The sequence below is a fragment of the Psychrobacter sp. ANT_H56B genome (assembly GCF_008369245.1).
Classification (GTDB): domain Bacteria; phylum Pseudomonadota; class Gammaproteobacteria; order Pseudomonadales; family Moraxellaceae; genus Psychrobacter; species Psychrobacter cryohalolentis.
Window position 1 is genome coordinate 150934 of record NZ_VOBF01000003.1, and the last position, 16418, is coordinate 167351.

General features: G+C 41.3%; 14 protein-coding genes and 2 tRNA genes. 14 read left to right on the forward strand and 2 right to left on the reverse strand.

Features of this window, described 5'->3' with window-relative positions; genetic code table 11:
- Nucleotides 1-6: 6 nt before the first annotated feature.
- Nucleotides 7-1719 (reverse strand): type IV-A pilus assembly ATPase PilB, encoded by a 1713-nt coding sequence (gene pilB / locus FQ082_RS05465; RefSeq protein WP_149492344.1) that lies wholly within the window; start codon nt 1717-1719, stop codon nt 7-9.
- 397 nt (nt 1720-2116) lie between these two features.
- Here pilB and tpiA point away from each other — a divergent pair, with 397 nt between their 5' ends.
- From tpiA to pnp, 14 genes are all read left to right on the forward strand, one after another.
- On the forward strand, nt 2117-2926 hold the full coding sequence (tpiA, locus tag FQ082_RS05470) for a triose-phosphate isomerase (RefSeq protein WP_149492345.1): 810 nt from the start codon (nt 2117-2119) through the stop codon (nt 2924-2926).
- A 228-nt stretch (nt 2927-3154) separates the two neighbouring features.
- Nucleotides 3155-3463, forward strand: coding sequence for a preprotein translocase subunit SecG (gene secG, locus FQ082_RS05475; RefSeq protein ID WP_011512446.1), 309 nt, complete (start codon nt 3155-3157; stop codon nt 3461-3463).
- Between the two features lie 159 nt (nt 3464-3622).
- Nucleotides 3623-3707: transfer RNA gene (locus FQ082_RS05480), tRNA-Leu, on the forward strand.
- Between the two features lie 124 nt (nt 3708-3831).
- A tRNA-Met gene (locus tag FQ082_RS05485) sits at nt 3832-3908 on the forward strand.
- A gap of 457 nt (nt 3909-4365) precedes the next feature.
- Nucleotides 4366-4866: a ribosome maturation factor RimP gene (gene rimP, locus FQ082_RS05490; protein ID WP_011512447.1), complete on the forward strand. Its 501-nt coding sequence runs from the start codon at nt 4366-4368 to the stop codon at nt 4864-4866.
- 133 nt (nt 4867-4999) lie between these two features.
- Nucleotides 5000-6484 carry a transcription termination factor NusA gene (nusA, locus tag FQ082_RS05495; protein WP_011512448.1) on the forward strand — a complete coding sequence of 495 codons (1485 nt, stop codon included), beginning with the start codon at nt 5000-5002 and terminating at the stop codon, nt 6482-6484.
- A 149-nt stretch (nt 6485-6633) separates the two neighbouring features.
- Nucleotides 6634-9360, forward strand: coding sequence for a translation initiation factor IF-2 (gene infB / locus FQ082_RS05500; RefSeq protein WP_149492346.1), 2727 nt, complete (start codon nt 6634-6636; stop codon nt 9358-9360).
- Nucleotides 9361-9558: 198 nt separating this feature from the next.
- Nucleotides 9559-9963: a ribosome-binding factor A gene (locus FQ082_RS05505; RefSeq protein ID WP_011279383.1), complete on the forward strand. Its 405-nt coding sequence runs from the start codon at nt 9559-9561 to the stop codon at nt 9961-9963.
- A 16-nt stretch (nt 9964-9979) separates the two neighbouring features.
- Nucleotides 9980-11059: a tRNA pseudouridine(55) synthase TruB gene (gene truB / locus FQ082_RS05510; RefSeq protein ID WP_149492347.1), complete on the forward strand. Its 1080-nt coding sequence runs from the start codon at nt 9980-9982 to the stop codon at nt 11057-11059.
- Between the two features lie 382 nt (nt 11060-11441).
- Nucleotides 11442-11966: a type 1 glutamine amidotransferase domain-containing protein gene (locus FQ082_RS05515; RefSeq protein ID WP_149492348.1), complete on the forward strand. Its 525-nt coding sequence runs from the start codon at nt 11442-11444 to the stop codon at nt 11964-11966.
- Between the two features lie 58 nt (nt 11967-12024).
- Nucleotides 12025-12183, forward strand: coding sequence for a hypothetical protein (locus FQ082_RS13000; RefSeq protein WP_188004066.1), 159 nt, complete (start codon nt 12025-12027; stop codon nt 12181-12183).
- Between the two features lie 45 nt (nt 12184-12228).
- A complete protein-coding gene (locus FQ082_RS05520) occupies nt 12229-12408 on the forward strand; it encodes a hypothetical protein (RefSeq protein ID WP_149492349.1) in 180 nt (59 codons plus the stop codon).
- A 352-nt stretch (nt 12409-12760) separates the two neighbouring features.
- On the forward strand, nt 12761-13027 hold the full coding sequence (gene rpsO / locus FQ082_RS05525) for a 30S ribosomal protein S15 (RefSeq protein WP_011512454.1): 267 nt from the start codon (nt 12761-12763) through the stop codon (nt 13025-13027).
- A gap of 591 nt (nt 13028-13618) precedes the next feature.
- Nucleotides 13619-15721, forward strand: a complete 2103-nt coding sequence (gene pnp, locus FQ082_RS05530) for a polyribonucleotide nucleotidyltransferase (protein ID WP_149492350.1) — start codon at nt 13619-13621, stop codon at nt 15719-15721.
- A gap of 112 nt (nt 15722-15833) precedes the next feature.
- Here pnp and FQ082_RS05535 read toward each other — a convergent pair whose 3' ends face one another.
- The gene (locus FQ082_RS05535) at nt 15834-16406 is read right to left on the reverse strand and encodes a hypothetical protein (RefSeq protein WP_149492351.1); all 573 of its coding nucleotides are present in this window, start codon (nt 16404-16406) and stop codon (nt 15834-15836) included.
- Nucleotides 16407-16418 lie beyond the last annotated feature (12 nt).

Below are 16418 nucleotides of genomic sequence, written 5' to 3' on the forward strand. Positions count from 1 at the left end.
AATATGCTATTCAGAAGTCACGCGCATCATTTCTTGAATACTGGTGACACCTTGTAAAACCTTTAAAACACCAGAGCGACGTAAGTCTCTAAAACCGTTTTTTAGCGCCGCATCTTTGATGTCTATCGCGTTACCATCTTCCATGATAATACGTGAAATATCTGGAGTGACTTTCATCACCTCATAAATGCCCACACGTCCTTTGTAGCCTTCACGGCACTCATTACAACCGACTGGCTCGTAGATGACATTGTCTGTATTGTCCAAATCTGCATCTGTAAAACCAAGCTCAAGCAGACTTTGACGCGGAATATTGATAGGTTTTTTACAGTTTTTACATAAGCGCCGTGCCAATCGTTGGGCAATGACCAAGTTCACGGAAGTGGCAATATTAAAAGAAGCGACACCCATATTGCGTAATCGCGTTAACGTTTCAGGCGCTGAATTGGTATGTAAGGTTGAAAGTACCATGTGCCCTGTCTGTGCTGCTTTAATCGCAATCTCAGCAGTTTCAAGATCACGAATCTCACCAACCATCACAATATCAGGATCTTGGCGTAAGAAAGACTTAAGGGCGGTGGAGAAAGTCAGCCCCACTTTTGGGTTGACGTTGACCTGATTAATACCTTCAAGGTTAATTTCGACAGGATCTTCGGCAGTCGAGATATTGGTCGAACCAGTATTCAGGAGGTTAATACCAGTATAGAGTGAGACGGTTTTACCAGAACCAGTGGGACCAGTAATTAGGAGCATGCCTTGCGGTTTATGTAACGCCTCCAAAAACATATCTTGTTGGTCAGGCTCATAGCCCAACGCTTCAATACCAAGCATGGCTGATGAGGGATCTAGAATACGCAAAACCAGTTTTTCGCCAAACAAGGTAGGTAGGCAACTTACCCGAAAATCGATGGCCTTATTTTTAGATATCTTTAGCTTAATACGTCCATCTTGAGGGACACGGCGCTCTGAGATATCCATTTGTGACATTACTTTTAAACGCGCAGCAATTTTCCCCGCAAGTTGTACGGGCGGGTTGGCCATTTTTTGCATGACCCCATCAACTCGAAAGCGCACTCGATAGCTTTTTTCATAGGGCTCAAAATGTAAGTCGGACGCACCCATACGAATGGCATCTACTAGCATTTTATTAACAAACTTGACGACCGGTGCTTCCTCGACGCTATCAGAGATTTTGGTCTCACCGTCATCTTCTTCTTGATTCTCATCAAAGCCAATATGCAAATCACTATTAGAAAAGCTATCAAAATTTTGCATGCTATCAGCATAGAAGCTTTCAATACGCCTTTTAAGCTTATCTTCTTCGACTACAACGGTTTCAATTGACAAGCGAGAGTTAAAGGCAATCGCATCAATCGCATCAATACGGGTCGGATCGCTCAGTGCCACAAATAAGCGTTGCCCACGCTTAAACATTGGCAAAGCATTAAACTTACGGACGATTTTTTCGTCGACCAAGTCTTTTGGGATGACCTCTGAGCTTAGCGCATCAAGATCAAATAAAGGATCGCCGAATGCTTGCGATAGCATTTGAGCCAATTGATAGGCATTGGCGAGCTTATGCTCTACCAGATAAGAGACCAGTCCTACTTGCTGCTGCTGCGAATCAGTCTGCGCCGCTTTCATATGCGCTTCGCTTACGATACCTTCGCTAATCAGCTGCTGTGCTAAGCCACCGTATTTACTGGTTGTGATAGACATTAAGACTTCTCCTTGCTCGATATCTGGTAGGCGATATATTTACCTAAATAGCAGGCTATTCACCATGTTTTACTTATTGCCATTTTATCGTTGATAGTTGAGCTAATTATTAAAATAGTTATTTTAAATACGGGTTTGAGATAAAAAAATCGATTGTCTGCACTTTATCCTATATTGAGAAAATCATATAGGGATTTACGTGAGCGCAAAGGTTTTATAGAGTCTAGGGCTCGATTGGCTAATCAAAAATAATTATTCAGCAATAGTTACTAAAGCAATGGTTGAAAGGTCAGTTTTGATTTGAGGCGCACTATACTATAGCACTTGTGAAATATTTGTTATACTTGCGCGCATATTAGCCATATTGGCAGCCATATATAAGACAAGGTAGAGAAGAATGCAAGCTTGGGTAATTGGAAATTGGAAGCAGAATCCAGCAACGAGCCATGACGTAAACGCACTACTGGACGACTTATGCGCTGCTATTAGTACAACCAAGCAAATGAGCCACGATAACTCCGCGCGTTGTCAAATAATGGTAGCACCAAGCTTGATACATTTAGCAGCAGTGAATGGTCGCCTAAAAGACACCTCAATACTGTGTGCAGCTCAAGACGTTAGTGGACATAGTGCCAGTGTTGGTGCTTATACAGGTGAATGTTCAGCGCAGCAGATAGTCGATGCTGGAGCGACTTGGACAATCCTTGGTCACTCAGAGCGCCGTCAGTATCATCAAGAATCTAACGATGCTTTATTGCAAAAAATGATTCATGCTTTGTCACAAGATTTAGGCGTGGTATTTTGCATTGGTGAAAGCCAAGCGCAATATGATACTAAGCAAACTCTTACAGTCATTGATCATCAGCTAGCGGTTATCAAAGAATTCATTGCACAGCAGCCAGAACTTATTGAGGCATTACCGACTCATCTCATTATTGCTTATGAGCCAGTATGGGCAATAGGTACAGGTAAAGTGCCAACGGTAGCAGAAGTCAGCGCCACTCATAAGCATATCAAGCGAACGTTGGCAGGATTTGCCGACTCATTGTCTAATATGACAGTTTTGTATGGCGGTAGTGTCAATGCTGATAATGCTAATAGCTTTGCTGCTGATCCTATGATTGATGGCGCTTTAGTTGGCGGTGCTTCATTGAAAGCTGACAGCTTTCTGACGATTGCCACTGCTTTTAGCCAAGCCAGTATCTAGTAGATTCTTGATAGATATAATAAAAACGTGAGTCTTTATTGTAATTGTTATTCACAAAATGTCTTTATCAGTTGGCAAAAGTGGGTTTAACAGTGCCCTTGCAATCGTGTACAATACGCCCTATTTATATCATCGATATGGCAACATTTACCGCCAATCTTTATCACTATTACACCATACGATTTGTTTTTCGTTATCAGTCGTCATTACGCGGCAAAAGAGGCCACCATGTTTACGTTTATATTAGCCCTGCATATTATCGTGGCGATTGCCATGATTGGCTTGATTTTGATACAGCATGGTAAAGGGGCAGATGCAGGGGCTTCTTTTGGTGCCGGCTCATCAGGTACAGTATTTGGTGCGGCGGGCACTGCCAACTTCTTAACACGCGCGACAGCAGTGTTGACCGCCATATTTTTTATCACGAGTATGACCCTTGCGGTCCATGCTCGTAAGCAGGCAGAAGATCAGTTTCGTCTAGATGCACCAGTTTCAGCACCACAAACACCGCGGCCTTTGACACAAAATCCTCAGTAGCTGCTGTTACTCTAGTTTTTTAAGTAGGCAGCCCTTGCTATTTGAAAGCGTTACATTTACAATGCTTTTTCTGTTTTTACAAGTCTTAGACCTTTGATGCTTACCTTACGCGTCAACTATAATGGGTATTGAGAATATAGAGAGAACAGTTAGAGTAATGCGATTGTGGTGGAATTGGTAGACACGCCATCTTGAGGGGGTGGTGGCGCAAGCTGTGGGGGTTCAAGTCCCCCCAATCGCACCAAGTTTTAAAGTTGTATCGTATTAAGTGAGTCGTTCATAAATAGCTAAGATTTTTAATTTAAATTATTTTTAAATAAAGATTGACACTACTATAAAACCTCCCTATAATACGCGTTCTAGATTGATGCGGGGTGGAGCAGTCTGGTAGCTCGTCGGGCTCATAACCCGAAGGTCGTTGGTTCAAATCCAGCCCCCGCTACCACTTTTTATACTGATGTTTTGCACACTAAATTTGTCAGTAACAATTAGCCCACCATTATGCTTGTGGGTTTTTTTGTATCTGGTGGTCTGTGTAATCGCGATATCTATCCTACTTATGCTAAGCTCTATGTCTATAGAGTGCGATACCATTATAGAAGCTTGTCATCACATGTCATTCATGGCGCGATGATACTTAAGCACACTATCTTTTATTCCTCACTCTTTTATCGATAGTACTGCTTTATAAGTAATAAAAGCATAGCGCGGCTGAGCTTGATATTTGTCAAGCTTACCCTGATATAAATACCCGGTAGATATCATTTGTGTTTATACTTTAAGCATAAGACAATCACTGTGGTTTAAATAACGATAGGTTCTTATTAAATAATGATGAAGAAAAACTTCAGCAGGATTTATTAAGTAAGATAGATAAGTGAATAGGAAAATATAAATAGATTATGAAGCTTTCGACCAAAGTTACAGAATTGACTAATATCATTGCTCCTGCCGTCGCGGCTTGCGATGTGGCACTATGGGGTATAGAGTTTGCACCACAAGGCAATCGCTCTTTGTTACGTATTTATATTGAGGCATTACCAGAAGAGCAAGCTCAAAATAAACAAGTAACGATTGAAAACTGTGCAGCAGTGAATCACCAAGTGAGCGGTATTCTTGAAGTTCATGACCCGATTTCCGGTGAGTTTATTTTAGAAGTCTCTTCACCTGGTTTTGACCGTGCGTTCTTTTCAGATGAGCAAATGCATGCTTATGTCGGTCAGACAGTGAGCTTGCGTTTGATACAAGCGATTGGTGAAGGTGATAAAAAACGCCGTAAAGCAACTGGTACTTTAAATAGTATTGATGCCACCTCTTTAAAGCTGACTGCCACTGATGGTGAGCAGTTTGAGATTGCATTAAGCAATATTGATAAAGCCAATTTAATTTATGAAGATGCTTAATCTATTCGCTATTAGACCTTTTAGTGTATAAACGCAGTTAGTCTAATAGCTTAGATGACTGATGGTGAAAATATAGAGTAAGTCAAAAATTATAAAATTTAAGTCAATTAAAAAATGATAGGACAGGCATAGTATGAGTCGTGAAATCTTAACGGTAGTAGAAACTGTCAGTAACGAGAAGGGCTTAAATCCTGAAGATATCTTTGAAGCAATCGAAGATGCTTTGGTCGTCTCGACTAAGAAAAAAGTATATACCGATCAGCCGGAAGTAGAAGTGCGAGTCTCAATTGACCGTACAACAGGCGATTATGATACTTATCGTTATTGGACAGTGGTTGCAGATGAAGACCATGAAATGCCTGCTTGTCAGCTTGCGATTACTGACCTTGATCAGGAAGAATGGTCAATCGGTGATATTAAAGAAGAGCAAATTGAGTCAATCGAGTTTGGTCGTATTGCTGCCACTCAAGCCAAACAAGTTATCATCCAAAAGATTCGTGAAGCTGAGCGTAATTTAGTAGCAGATGCTTTTGAGCCACGTGTTGGCGAGATGATGTATGGCGAAGTCAAAAAACAAACCCGTGATGGTTACATCATTGACTTAGGTGATAATGCTGAGGGTTATCTATCACGTGATCAGATGCTACCACGTGAGCAATTGCGCGCAAAATCGCGTATCAATGCCATCTTATATCATGTGAACCGTGAAAATCGCGGCGCTCAGTTGCTTCTATCACGTACTCATCCTGAAATGCTCTCGGCATTGATGCAAAAAGAAGTGCCTGAGATTGCAGAACAAATTATCGAAATCCGTAACGTCGCGCGCTTACCGGGTACTCGTGCTAAAATAGCGGTTAAGACCAACGATCATCGTATCGATCCGGTTGGTGCTTGTATTGGTATGCGTGGTACACGTATCCAAGCAGTACAGCAAGAGCTTGATGGCGAGCGTATTGATGTAGTGGTTTGGTCAGATGATCCTGCCCAATTTATCATCAGCGCTCTAGAGCCTGCAGACGTAAGCAGTATCATCCTAGATGAAGATACGCAAACGGCTGATATTATCTTTAGTACCAATGATCAGCTAGCACGTGCGATTGGCTCACAAGGTCAAAACGTACGCTTAGCTTCTGAGCTGACCGGCTATAAGCTAAATATGATGCTAGAAGAAGAGTATCAGCAGCGTCAAGCAAACGAATCTAAAGCATTCATCGAACTATTCTATGAACGCCTAGAAGTGGATAAAGACTTAGCACAAGCGCTTGTCGATATTGGTTTTACCAGTATTGAAGAAGTGGCTTATGTACCTGTCGAAACCTTCTACGATATTGAAGGATTAGATGATGAAGCGATTGATATGATCCAAGAGCGTGCGAAAGAAGTCGTTATCGCAGACGAATTGGTCAAACAACAGAACATGAAAGAGCCAAGTCAGGAACTACAAGATCTTGAAGGAATGACGGTCAGCTGGGCTTATAAAATGGCTCAAAAGGACATCATTACGGTTGATGACTTAGCAGAACAAGCCGTTTTCGACTTAGAAGATATCGAAGACTTAGATACTGAAACCGCAGGAAAACTCATCATGAAAGCTCGGGAATCTTGGTTCAATGAATAAGCGGTAACTGCATATCGCTGTCTTTTGGTGATATGCTATCGATAATAAAGTGCTGGTATGAGCAAAATTTATATCAGCCTTACCCCAATCATTTGTAGCCAACAACTGAATTGAACATATAGCAAATAATAGACAGTAGGTGATAATACATGGCAGATAAGACCGTCAAAGAACTGGCAGATATGGTAAGCAAAACCGCAAGTGCTGTACAACAGCAATTGGTAGATGCTGGACTGCCTGCGCGTGCAGAAGGTGACTTAGTCACCGAGCTTGAGCAGGAAAAGTTGGTGACGTATTTAAAGCAAAGTCATGGTCAGGAAGAAAAGCGTCGCATTAGTCTGAAGTCTAAAACGACTAGTACTGCGCGTGTGACTGGCTCTTCGGGCAAATCTAAGAGCGTCAATGTTGAAGTGCGTAAAAAGAAAGTGTTCGAGAAGCCTGACCCAGAAAAGATGGCTGAAGAATTGGCTGCACGTGAGCAAGCGATGATTGAGTCGCAAGCACGTGCTGCTAAAGATGCCGAAGACCGTGCTGCTACTAAGAAAAAATCTGAGGAGCGTCAAGCTGCTACTTTAGCTGCGATGCGTGCAAGCCTTGGCACTAGCAAAAAGTCAGACGACAAGAATGACGATATTTCAACGTCAGTGGTTGTGAAAAAAGGCGGCAAGACTACTGTTGAAGTTAAGCCGAAAGAACAACCTAAGAAGAAAGTTACAGCGACGAAACCAAAAGTTGAGACGGCAGTTGAGCGTAAAGCTCGTGAGGTGCGTGAAAAGGAAGAAGCTCGTTTACGCGAGATCGAAACTGAAACACGCCGTACCCAAGCTGAAGAAGCGCAAAAGCGTACGCTTGAGCAAATGCGTAAAATGGCCGGTCAATATACTGATCAGCCCGCAACTGAAGTTCGTAAAGATGAGCCATTGGCAGAAGGTTTGGTCGGTGACGCATTAGAAGAATCGTTTGAGAAAGAACGTCGTGAAATCAAGCGTGGCACCAGTACCACTAGTGCCCGTGGCCGTGGTCGTCGTAAAAATCAAGACGAGCGTGAAATTAAGAACCGCAAAAACGGTCTACGTTCAAGCCAGTCTTCACAGCATAAATTTGAAAAGCCTGTCGAAAAAATTGTTTATGATGTAGAAATTAGTGAGCAAATCACGGTTTCTGATCTTGCCCAGCGCATGGCAGTGAAAGCTCGTGAAGTGACTAAGTTACTCATGAAAATGGGTGAAATTGCTCGCGAATCAGACATGATTGATCAAGCAACCGCTAGTCTAATCGTAGAAGAGATGGGTCACAATCCAGTACCCGTCAGTGATACTAAAGTTGAAGACGATCTACAAGATGCTGTTGATGAGCGCAGCAGTAACGTACAAACGCGTCCACCAGTAGTCACTATCATGGGTCACGTTGATCATGGTAAGACCTCATTACTAGATAAAATCCGTGAAACGAAAGTGGCTACGGGCGAAGCAGGTGGTATTACTCAGCATATCGGTGCTTATCATGTGAAAACAGCACGTGGTGTTATTACTTTCCTTGATACTCCAGGGCACGCCGCCTTTAGTGCAATGCGCTCACGTGGTGCTCAAGCGACAGATATCGTTGTATTGGTCGTTGCTGCAGATGACGGCATGATGCCGCAAACTGAAGAAGCGATTGATCATGCTCGTGCTGCTGGTACGCCGCTGATTGTTGCTATCAACAAAATGGATAAGCCAAGTGCTGATCCTGATCGCGTTCTTAACGAATTGACTGCAAAAGAAGTGGTATCGGAAGATTGGGGTGGCGATACTCCTATGGCTCGTATCTCAGCCAAGACAGGTGATGGTATTGATGAGCTGCTAGAGCTTATTAGCTTACAAGCTGAGCTAATGGAATTAGAAGCACCATTAGATGGTCCTGCTCAAGGTGTGGTTATTGAGTCAAGACTCGAAAAAGGTCGTGGTCCTGTTGTTAGTGTTCTTGTCAAAAAAGGTACATTAAAACAAGGCGATTTAGTCTTAGCTGGTGAATATTACGGTAAAGTTCGTGCGATGACTGATGAACATGGCAAACGTATTCAATCAGCTGGACCTTCTATCCCTGTAGAGATATTAGGCTTACCTGAAACGCCAGCAGCTGGTAGTGAATTCTTAGTCTTAACGGACGAGAAAAAAGCCCGTGAAGTCGCGGACTTTAGAACCAACCGTGAGCGCGAGCGTCAGCTTGAGCGTCAAAACGCGATGCGTTTAGAGAGCATGTTTGATCAGATGGAACAGGGTAATGTTTCATACTTAAATATCGTTCTAAAAACTGATGTTCGTGGTTCGCTTGAAGCACTACTTGCCGCATTGAATGAGTTATCGACGGATGAAGTTAAAGTTCGTGTGATCAGCTCAGGCGTTGGTCCTATCTCTGAGTCAGATGTGACGCTAGCAGAATCTAGTGAAGCGGTATTGTTAGGCTTCAACGTTCGTGCAGATGCTACCGCACGTCGTAAATCAGATTCTGCCAACATGGATATTCGCTATTACAGTGTTATTTATGGCTTGATTGATGATGTGAAAGCGGCAATGAGCGGTATGCTTGCGCCAGAACATCGCGAGAAAATCTTAGGTGTTGCAGACGTTCGTGAAGTATTCCGCTCTAGTAAGTTTGGTGCAGCTGCTGGTTGTATGGTGGTTGAAGGTACGATTTATCGCAACAAACCTATCCGTGTATTACGTAATGACCAAGTTATCTTTACTGGTCAATTACAGTCATTACGTCGCTACAAAGAAGACGTTAATGAAGTACGTACGGGCATGGAATGTGGTCTAGCCGTCCGCGGTTATGATGTAGAAGCTGGTGATAAAATCGAAGTCTTTGAGATTCAAGAGTTCGCACGTACTATCTAAAGTCACTGGTAAAATTAAGATGGTGCATTATGCAATCCGCTTTATTAACTGCGCATGGCATGATGGATTAGCTATCTTATAAATATTAAGCTGTACTTAGGCCTAACAGGTACATCCTGCTAGGCCTTTTTTAACAAATATTAGTCGTTAAACTTATTAATAAATGATTATATTGATCAATAAAAACAAGGTAATAACATGAACCAACGTTTACAACGTTTAGCTGATCAGATTCAGCGTGAGCTTGCTGTCCTTATCCGTGACGCGGTCAATGATCCGCGTCTGACAGGTTTTGTCACTATCTCTAGCGTTAAAGTCAGCCCAGATTTGGGCTATGCTGATGTGTATGTGACCATTATGGAGCCTGAGCTCAATGATGCCATGACCATGTCAAATCATGAAGAAAGCATCAAGGTGCTAAACAAAGCGGCAGGATTTTTGCGTACGGAGCTGAGTCATAGTTTGAAGACTCGCACAACACCGCGTTTGCGCTTTCATTATGATGAAGTGACTGCTCGTGGTAATTACATGATGGATTTAATCAGTAAAGCGGTTATTAAAACTGAAGAAAATGAGTCTGACGAGCAAGAAAACGAAGAGTAGAAGGGTAAAAGTCATTATGTCTATCGCATCTACGCAAGCGGATAAAAAGTCTAGTAATCACCCTAACAAGATTAAAGTTTCCGGTGTTATTTTAGTCGATAAGCCTCAAGGTATGACTTCTCAGCAAGTGGTTTCAAAGGTAAAATATTTATTTAAATCGCCTAACCATGACAGCAAGAAAGCAGGTCATACCGGCACACTTGATCCAATGGCAACAGGATTATTGCCTATCTGTTTGGGTGAAGCGACCAAGTTCAGTCACTATCAGCTTGATGCGGATAAATCTTATCAAGCAACCATTCTACTTGGTAGTCAAACTGATACCGGTGATGCCGATGGGCAAGTCACTGCTGAGGCACCGATTCCAGCGTTTGATGATGCACTGTTAGACAAAGTTGCCCAGCAGTTTTTAGGTGCCCAGCAGCAAATCCCACCGATGTATTCTGCCTTAAAAAAAGATGGCAAAAAACTCTATGAATATGCTCGTGCTGGTATAGAAGTAGACCGCCCGCCAAGAGACATTGTCCTTAAAGCCATTGAGTTGAAAGCAATCGATAAGCAGCAAATCCAGTTAACAGTAACTTGTTCAAAAGGCACTTATGTGCGTGTATTGGCAGAAGATATTGCTAAAACTATGGCTACACTTGGCCATTTGACGGCACTACGTCGTCTACAAGTGGGTGATTTTAAAATCGATGAGGCAATTGCGCTTGCAGATTTAGAAGCATTGGCATTAGAACAACGTCAGACATATCTATTGCCAGTAGATGCCTGCATTGATATTAGTGCCGAGCTGTCACTATCGTCAGAGCAGTGCGAGCGTGTACAAATGGGTCAACGCTTGAATGTTATCGATCAATTGACTGATGATGTGCAAAGTTATATCACAACAGCTATCGATCAGCATTTAGCTGTTAACAATAAAAGCGCTGCTGATAGTCAAAATATTGAAGATACTAAAGATGATAACGAGCAGCAATTGGTACATGAAATACCGATAGATATTCGTCTTATCGATGAGCAGGGTGCGTTTATTGGTTTAGGTGCAGTGAGTTTAAATGGTCGATTACAACCTAAAAAGTTGATTCAGTTGTAATTTCAACATGTAAATCTGGCTAGATTTATAACTTAAAAGCTGCAAAACTTACTAAGAGTTCACACAAATCACATATCGTCACATTTTATTGCAGGTTTCACCTATAGTGAAACCTGCTTTTTTTGTATCTTGATTAAGTCAGCTATGGAAAGCATGACCTGGATGAAAAGAATAATAAGAAAGTACAATATTAAATATGAAAGGGTGATAATAATACAAAACGGATTTACTATAGATTTTGTTGAATAAAATAATAATAATGATAAATTTGAGCAGTAAAACTAAATAAAAATAATAAGATATTAATTCATATAAATTAATTTTTACAATTATAAGAAAATCATTCAGTCATAAATATAATTTATAAATAATAGGAAGTACTATGAAAACGATTGCTTTTTTACTTCATAACAACTTTGAACAAGCAGAATATGAAGAGGTTAACAGCCAACTAAAAGCCAAAGGTTACAGCACACTTCTAATAACGACCAATAAAGAAAAAGAAGTTCAAGGTATGCAGCAAGACATCAACAAAGGCGATACCTTTACCGCTGATATTTTTGCAAAAGACGCAAAACCTGCTGAGTATGATGCTTTGGTTTTGCCGGGTGGTACGGTTAATGCTGATACCATGCGTGGTAACGAAGATGCACATAGTATTATTACTGCTATAAATGAGGCTGGTAAACCGCTTGCTGTTATCTGCCATGCGCCTTGGATATTAATCAATACTGGTATAGCTAAGAGTAAAACATTAACGGCTTATCATACTTTACAACTTGATTTAGAAAATGCTGGGGCAAAATTCGTAGACGAAAGTGTGCAGATAGACGGCAATCTGATTACTTCACGCAACCCAGATGATATTAATAATTTTGTCGCAGCGATTGATAAAGCTTTAACATGAGTTCCAATCGTTTTAACTTAGAGTAATTTTTATTCATTATCTATAAGGATATAACACGATGACACAGCCTAACCCAAACGATACCAAATTTGAGCAACAACGTTCTGATTCTGCCAAAGCAGCGCTTAAAAGCCAGACGGAAGATAATCATACAGAAGACACTGAAGCTGCCGCAGAGCGTATTGCTGATAACTTGGAAACGAAAGAAGATAAATAGCTTCTTAAGTATGAATATATGAGTTAAATGTAAATAGGAGTTACTATGAGCAATTCAGTAAAAGATATGGATGAGCAAGAACAAGAGATTAATCAACTTGTAGAAGATATCAATCCTCGTACTGATAACTCTCCTGATAGTTTAGCAGAAGCTACGACTGTGCCTTTAGCAGACGATGAGCTAGGCGGTACGGCTAGCGAAGAAGATATCCAAAAAAATAAATAAGTCTTAGATTATAAGGCTGGTATCTACATTTCATGTTTACTTTTGATGGGTACTAACAATTTAGTCAACTTACTTACCAATAATCAGATATTCTTAAAACCATAACAAAAAACTGCTGTTAGCCCAGCAGTTTTTTGTTATAATTGGCGTCATATTTAAATACGGTTTAGATTATTCTAAATGGTTTTAAATGACAGTTATGACTCATTGAGCTTGTCGTACACTAGGTCAACTCTAGTAATGCAGGGTTGTCCTGAATGACGTACAGGCTATTTTATTGACTATTCTATTGCTCCTCGATACTTAAACTTTTAAGGTTATCTTGGTGCTCTTAGCATTGCCGGAGAGATTTATGCTAACTAATGCCGATCGCGAACAAATCATTGCTCAATACCAACGTGGTGAAAGTGACACTGGTTCACCAGAAGTTCAAGTAGCTTTGTTAAGTGCTCGCATCAACGATCTACAAAACCATTTTAAAGCACACAAAGCGGATCACCATAGCCGCCGTGGTCTTATCCGTATGGTTAATACCCGTCGTAAATTGCTTGATTACCTAAAAGGTAAAGATCTTGGTCGCTATACCACCCTTATTAGCCAGTTAGGTCTACGTCGTTAATTTGACGACAGTAGTACAAATGGTTGCTAAAACGAGATATGCCTTAATTGGGAAATATTTTAGATTTTTTGCGCAGCTATTTGGAACTTGCTTGTTGATATCGATAAAATAGATTTTTCTAAAAACGGTGTGGAATAGTTTCACGCCGTTTTTTTATGCTTATCAGTATGGTATGAGTTTAAGTACAGAAACAAAAGCTTATATTTAACTAATTATTAAGAAATAGATAGTAGTGCATTAGGTTGGTCAATGACCATAAATCTCTGTAAAATAATGCCTTAGTCGGTTTTTGCACTGTTTATGATAGATAAACATGCATAGGTAAAGTAGTTAAAAGCCTCCATAGATGGAGTGGTTTTGATGCTATAAAAATCCAAATGATCGTTATAGCAAACCGAATTTTAGCAGCAACCAATAAGCGAGCTAGACAAGCCAGTAGCATAAGATAAATATTTGATAATAATAGTTTCATAGACAGGATTTATAACTGTAAAGACAGTCGATTAGAAGCTATATACAAAGAATTTCAATGACAGATATCAGTGTTTTTTGTGCTGATATTATTTCGTCAGTCAATATTAGGAAAATTATATGACAATGTTTAATACCATTAAGCGTGAATTCCAATACGGTAACCAGCAAGTTGTTATCGAAACAGGACGTATTGCGCGTCAAGCCAACTCGATTTTAGTCCACATGGGCGGCGTTACTGTATTGGTAGCAGCGGTTGTAAAATCTGATGCTAAAGAAGGTCAAAACTTCTTTCCATTGACCGTAAACTATCAAGAAAAAATGTATGCAGCAGGTAAAATTCCAGGTGCTTACGGCAAGCGTGAAGGTCGCGCGAGCGAGTCTGAAACCTTAACCTCGCGTCTGATTGACCGCCCAATCCGTCCACTATTCCCTGAAGGCTATGTAAACGAGATTCAAATCACAGCGACGGTTGTGTCATCTGACAAAACTCAATCAGCGGATATCGCAGCACTAATCGGTGCTTCAGCAGCGTTAGCTATCTCTGATGCCCCGTTCAATGGTCCTGTTGCTGCGGCGCGTGTTGGTTTTATCAATGGCGAATACGTACTGAACCCGACCCTTGAAGAGCTTAAAGGAAGTGATCTTGACTTGGTCGTCGCTGGTACCAAGTCTGCGGTATTGATGGTTGAGTCTGAAGCTGCAGAGCTATCAGAAGATCAAATGCTAGGTGCGGTCTTATACGGTCATCAGCAGCAGCAAATCGTTATCGATAACATTGCCTCAATGGCAGAAGAAATTGGTACTGCTAAGCAACAATATACTGCTCCTGTACGTGATCAAGCATTAGAGACCAGCATGAAAGAGCAGTTCGGTACGCAAGTATCTGACGCTTATACCGTTACTGATAAGCAAGCTCGTTATGCGAAACTTGACGAAATCAAAGACGCTGCTCTTGCTGCGCTTGCTGGCGATGCTGAGTCAGAAGCGTATAGCAATAATGTTGCTGAGCTTAAAGAAATCTATAACGATCTAAAGTATCGTACCGTTCGTGACAACATTTTGTCTGGTAAGCCACGTATTGATGGTCGTGATTTAGAGACTGTTCGTGCCCTTGATGTACAAGTGGGCGTATTACCATTTACTCATGGTTCAGCATTGTTTACACGTGGTGAAACCCAAGCATTGGTAACGACTACCCTTGGTAATACTCGTGACGTCAATATGATTGACTCGCTAGCGGGTACCATTCGTGACCATTTCATGTTGCATTATAACTTCCCACATTTCTCAGTAGGCGAAACAGGTCGTGAAGGCATTCCTAAACGTCGTGAAATCGGTCATGGTCGTTTAGCACGCCGTGGTGTACAAGCGATGCTGCCTGATAGCGATCGCTTCCCATATGTTATCCGTGTGGTTTCTGAGATCACTGAATCAAATGGTTCATCGTCTATGGCCTCTGTTTGTGGTGCAAGTTTGGCATTGATGGACGCTGGTGTGCCAATTAAAGCACCGGTTGCTGGTATTGCCATGGGTCTGGTTAAAGAAGGCGAGCGTTTCGCGGTATTGTCTGACATCTTAGGTGATGAAGATCATCTTGGCGATATGGATTTTAAAGTCGCTGGTTCTAAAGATGGGATTACTGCACTGCAAATGGACATTAAAATCGAAGGTATTACCCCAGACATTATGGAGCAAGCGTTAAAGCAAGCTCATGCTGGTCGTATCCATATCTTAGACGCGATGAACAAAGTATTGCCTGAAAGTCGTACTGAAATTAATGCTCATGCACCTAACTATGCCGTAATTGAGATCAATCCGGACAAAATCCGTGATGTTATCGGTAAAGGTGGCGCAACGATTCGTCAGCTAACGGAAGAAACTGGCGCGGTTATCGACATTGATGATGCTGGTACCATCCGTATCTTTGGTGAAAACAAAGCAGCAACTAAAGCTGCAATTGCTAAAATTGAAGCAATCACGGCAGAAGTTGAAGTAGGTAAAACTTACGAAGGTACGGTTGCTCGTATTGTTGACTTCGGAGCCTTTATTAACGTATTGCCAAATACTGATGGTCTCGTGCATATCTCGCAAATCGCTGATGAGCGCGTAGAAAACGTATCTGACTATCTAAAAGAAGGTCAAATCGTTAAAGTATTGGTTCAAGATGTTGATAATCGTGGTCGTATTAAGTTGACTATGAAAGGTATTGAGCAGAGCTAATGCTTGATATTTGATAGCGTTAATATTTAAAGAACCGCCTTGAATCACTTATTATGAGTGCTCAAGGCGGTTTTTTTATGAACGTAAAATATAACTAAAATTAGAAAATATGCTATATGGCAACGTCTCTAGGTACATGGATATCAATGCGAAGCTTAGGAAAATTTACTAAATAATGGGTTATGAGAGGCAATATATCAATATGCCAATCTAATGGAAGCGCGTTTGTTATAAGAGACTCATTGGTCGAAGGATTGGCTTCATTGCGTGAATGGTTGTAAATAATTGAACTTGCGAGAAGAGCAATGTGACGGATACCTTGATAGCGTATCAGCGTTGTCAGTTGTTGTCGTAAATCTACTAAAGCTCCCGTCAACCAGCGTACTCTTACTGGATGATAAGGGTGATCTGATATAACAAGGTTAGCAATATAATTGGGTTGGTTGCCATTACTACTGACACTAAGCCCAGTTTGCTCACGTATGCGTTTATGCAGCAAACAGCTACCAACCATTAAGCTGCCATCACGGCACGCACGATAGTAACGTTGATAATTATCAGGATATAGGGTTTTTGCGCGAGTCAAAATAGGATCTAAAAGGAGACCAGCGCTATTAACAGGAAGTATGAGCAGCTGAGCGCTGCTATTTAAAATAGGATTATGAGTGAGTTGCAAAGATGCCATCATCAACCCCTG

What these genes read in the sequence shown, in the direction of transcription:
- tpiA (WP_149492345.1), top strand. Translation starts at nt 2,117, where the DNA reads ATGCAAGCTTGGGTAATTGGAAATTGGAAGCAGAATCCAGCAACGAGC.
- pnp (WP_149492350.1), top strand. Translation starts at nt 13,619, where the DNA reads ATGACAATGTTTAATACCATTAAGCGTGAATTCCAATACGGTAACCAG.
- FQ082_RS13000 (WP_188004066.1), top strand. Translation starts at nt 12,025, where the DNA reads ATGACACAGCCTAACCCAAACGATACCAAATTTGAGCAACAACGTTCT.
- truB (WP_149492347.1), top strand. Translation starts at nt 9,980, where the DNA reads ATGTCTATCGCATCTACGCAAGCGGATAAAAAGTCTAGTAATCACCCT.
- infB (WP_149492346.1), top strand. Translation starts at nt 6,634, where the DNA reads ATGGCAGATAAGACCGTCAAAGAACTGGCAGATATGGTAAGCAAAACC.
- pilB (WP_149492344.1), bottom strand. Translation starts at nt 1,719, where the DNA reads ATGTCTATCACAACCAGTAAATACGGTGGCTTAGCACAGCAGCTGATT.
- FQ082_RS05515 (WP_149492348.1), top strand. Translation starts at nt 11,442, where the DNA reads ATGAAAACGATTGCTTTTTTACTTCATAACAACTTTGAACAAGCAGAA.
- nusA (WP_011512448.1), top strand. Translation starts at nt 5,000, where the DNA reads ATGAGTCGTGAAATCTTAACGGTAGTAGAAACTGTCAGTAACGAGAAG.
- FQ082_RS05520 (WP_149492349.1), top strand. Translation starts at nt 12,229, where the DNA reads ATGAGCAATTCAGTAAAAGATATGGATGAGCAAGAACAAGAGATTAAT.
- FQ082_RS05505 (WP_011279383.1), top strand. Translation starts at nt 9,559, where the DNA reads ATGAACCAACGTTTACAACGTTTAGCTGATCAGATTCAGCGTGAGCTT.
- FQ082_RS05535 (WP_149492351.1), bottom strand. Translation starts at nt 16,406, where the DNA reads ATGGCATCTTTGCAACTCACTCATAATCCTATTTTAAATAGCAGCGCT.
- rimP (WP_011512447.1), top strand. Translation starts at nt 4,366, where the DNA reads ATGAAGCTTTCGACCAAAGTTACAGAATTGACTAATATCATTGCTCCT.
- secG (WP_011512446.1), top strand. Translation starts at nt 3,155, where the DNA reads ATGTTTACGTTTATATTAGCCCTGCATATTATCGTGGCGATTGCCATG.
- rpsO (WP_011512454.1), top strand. Translation starts at nt 12,761, where the DNA reads ATGCTAACTAATGCCGATCGCGAACAAATCATTGCTCAATACCAACGT.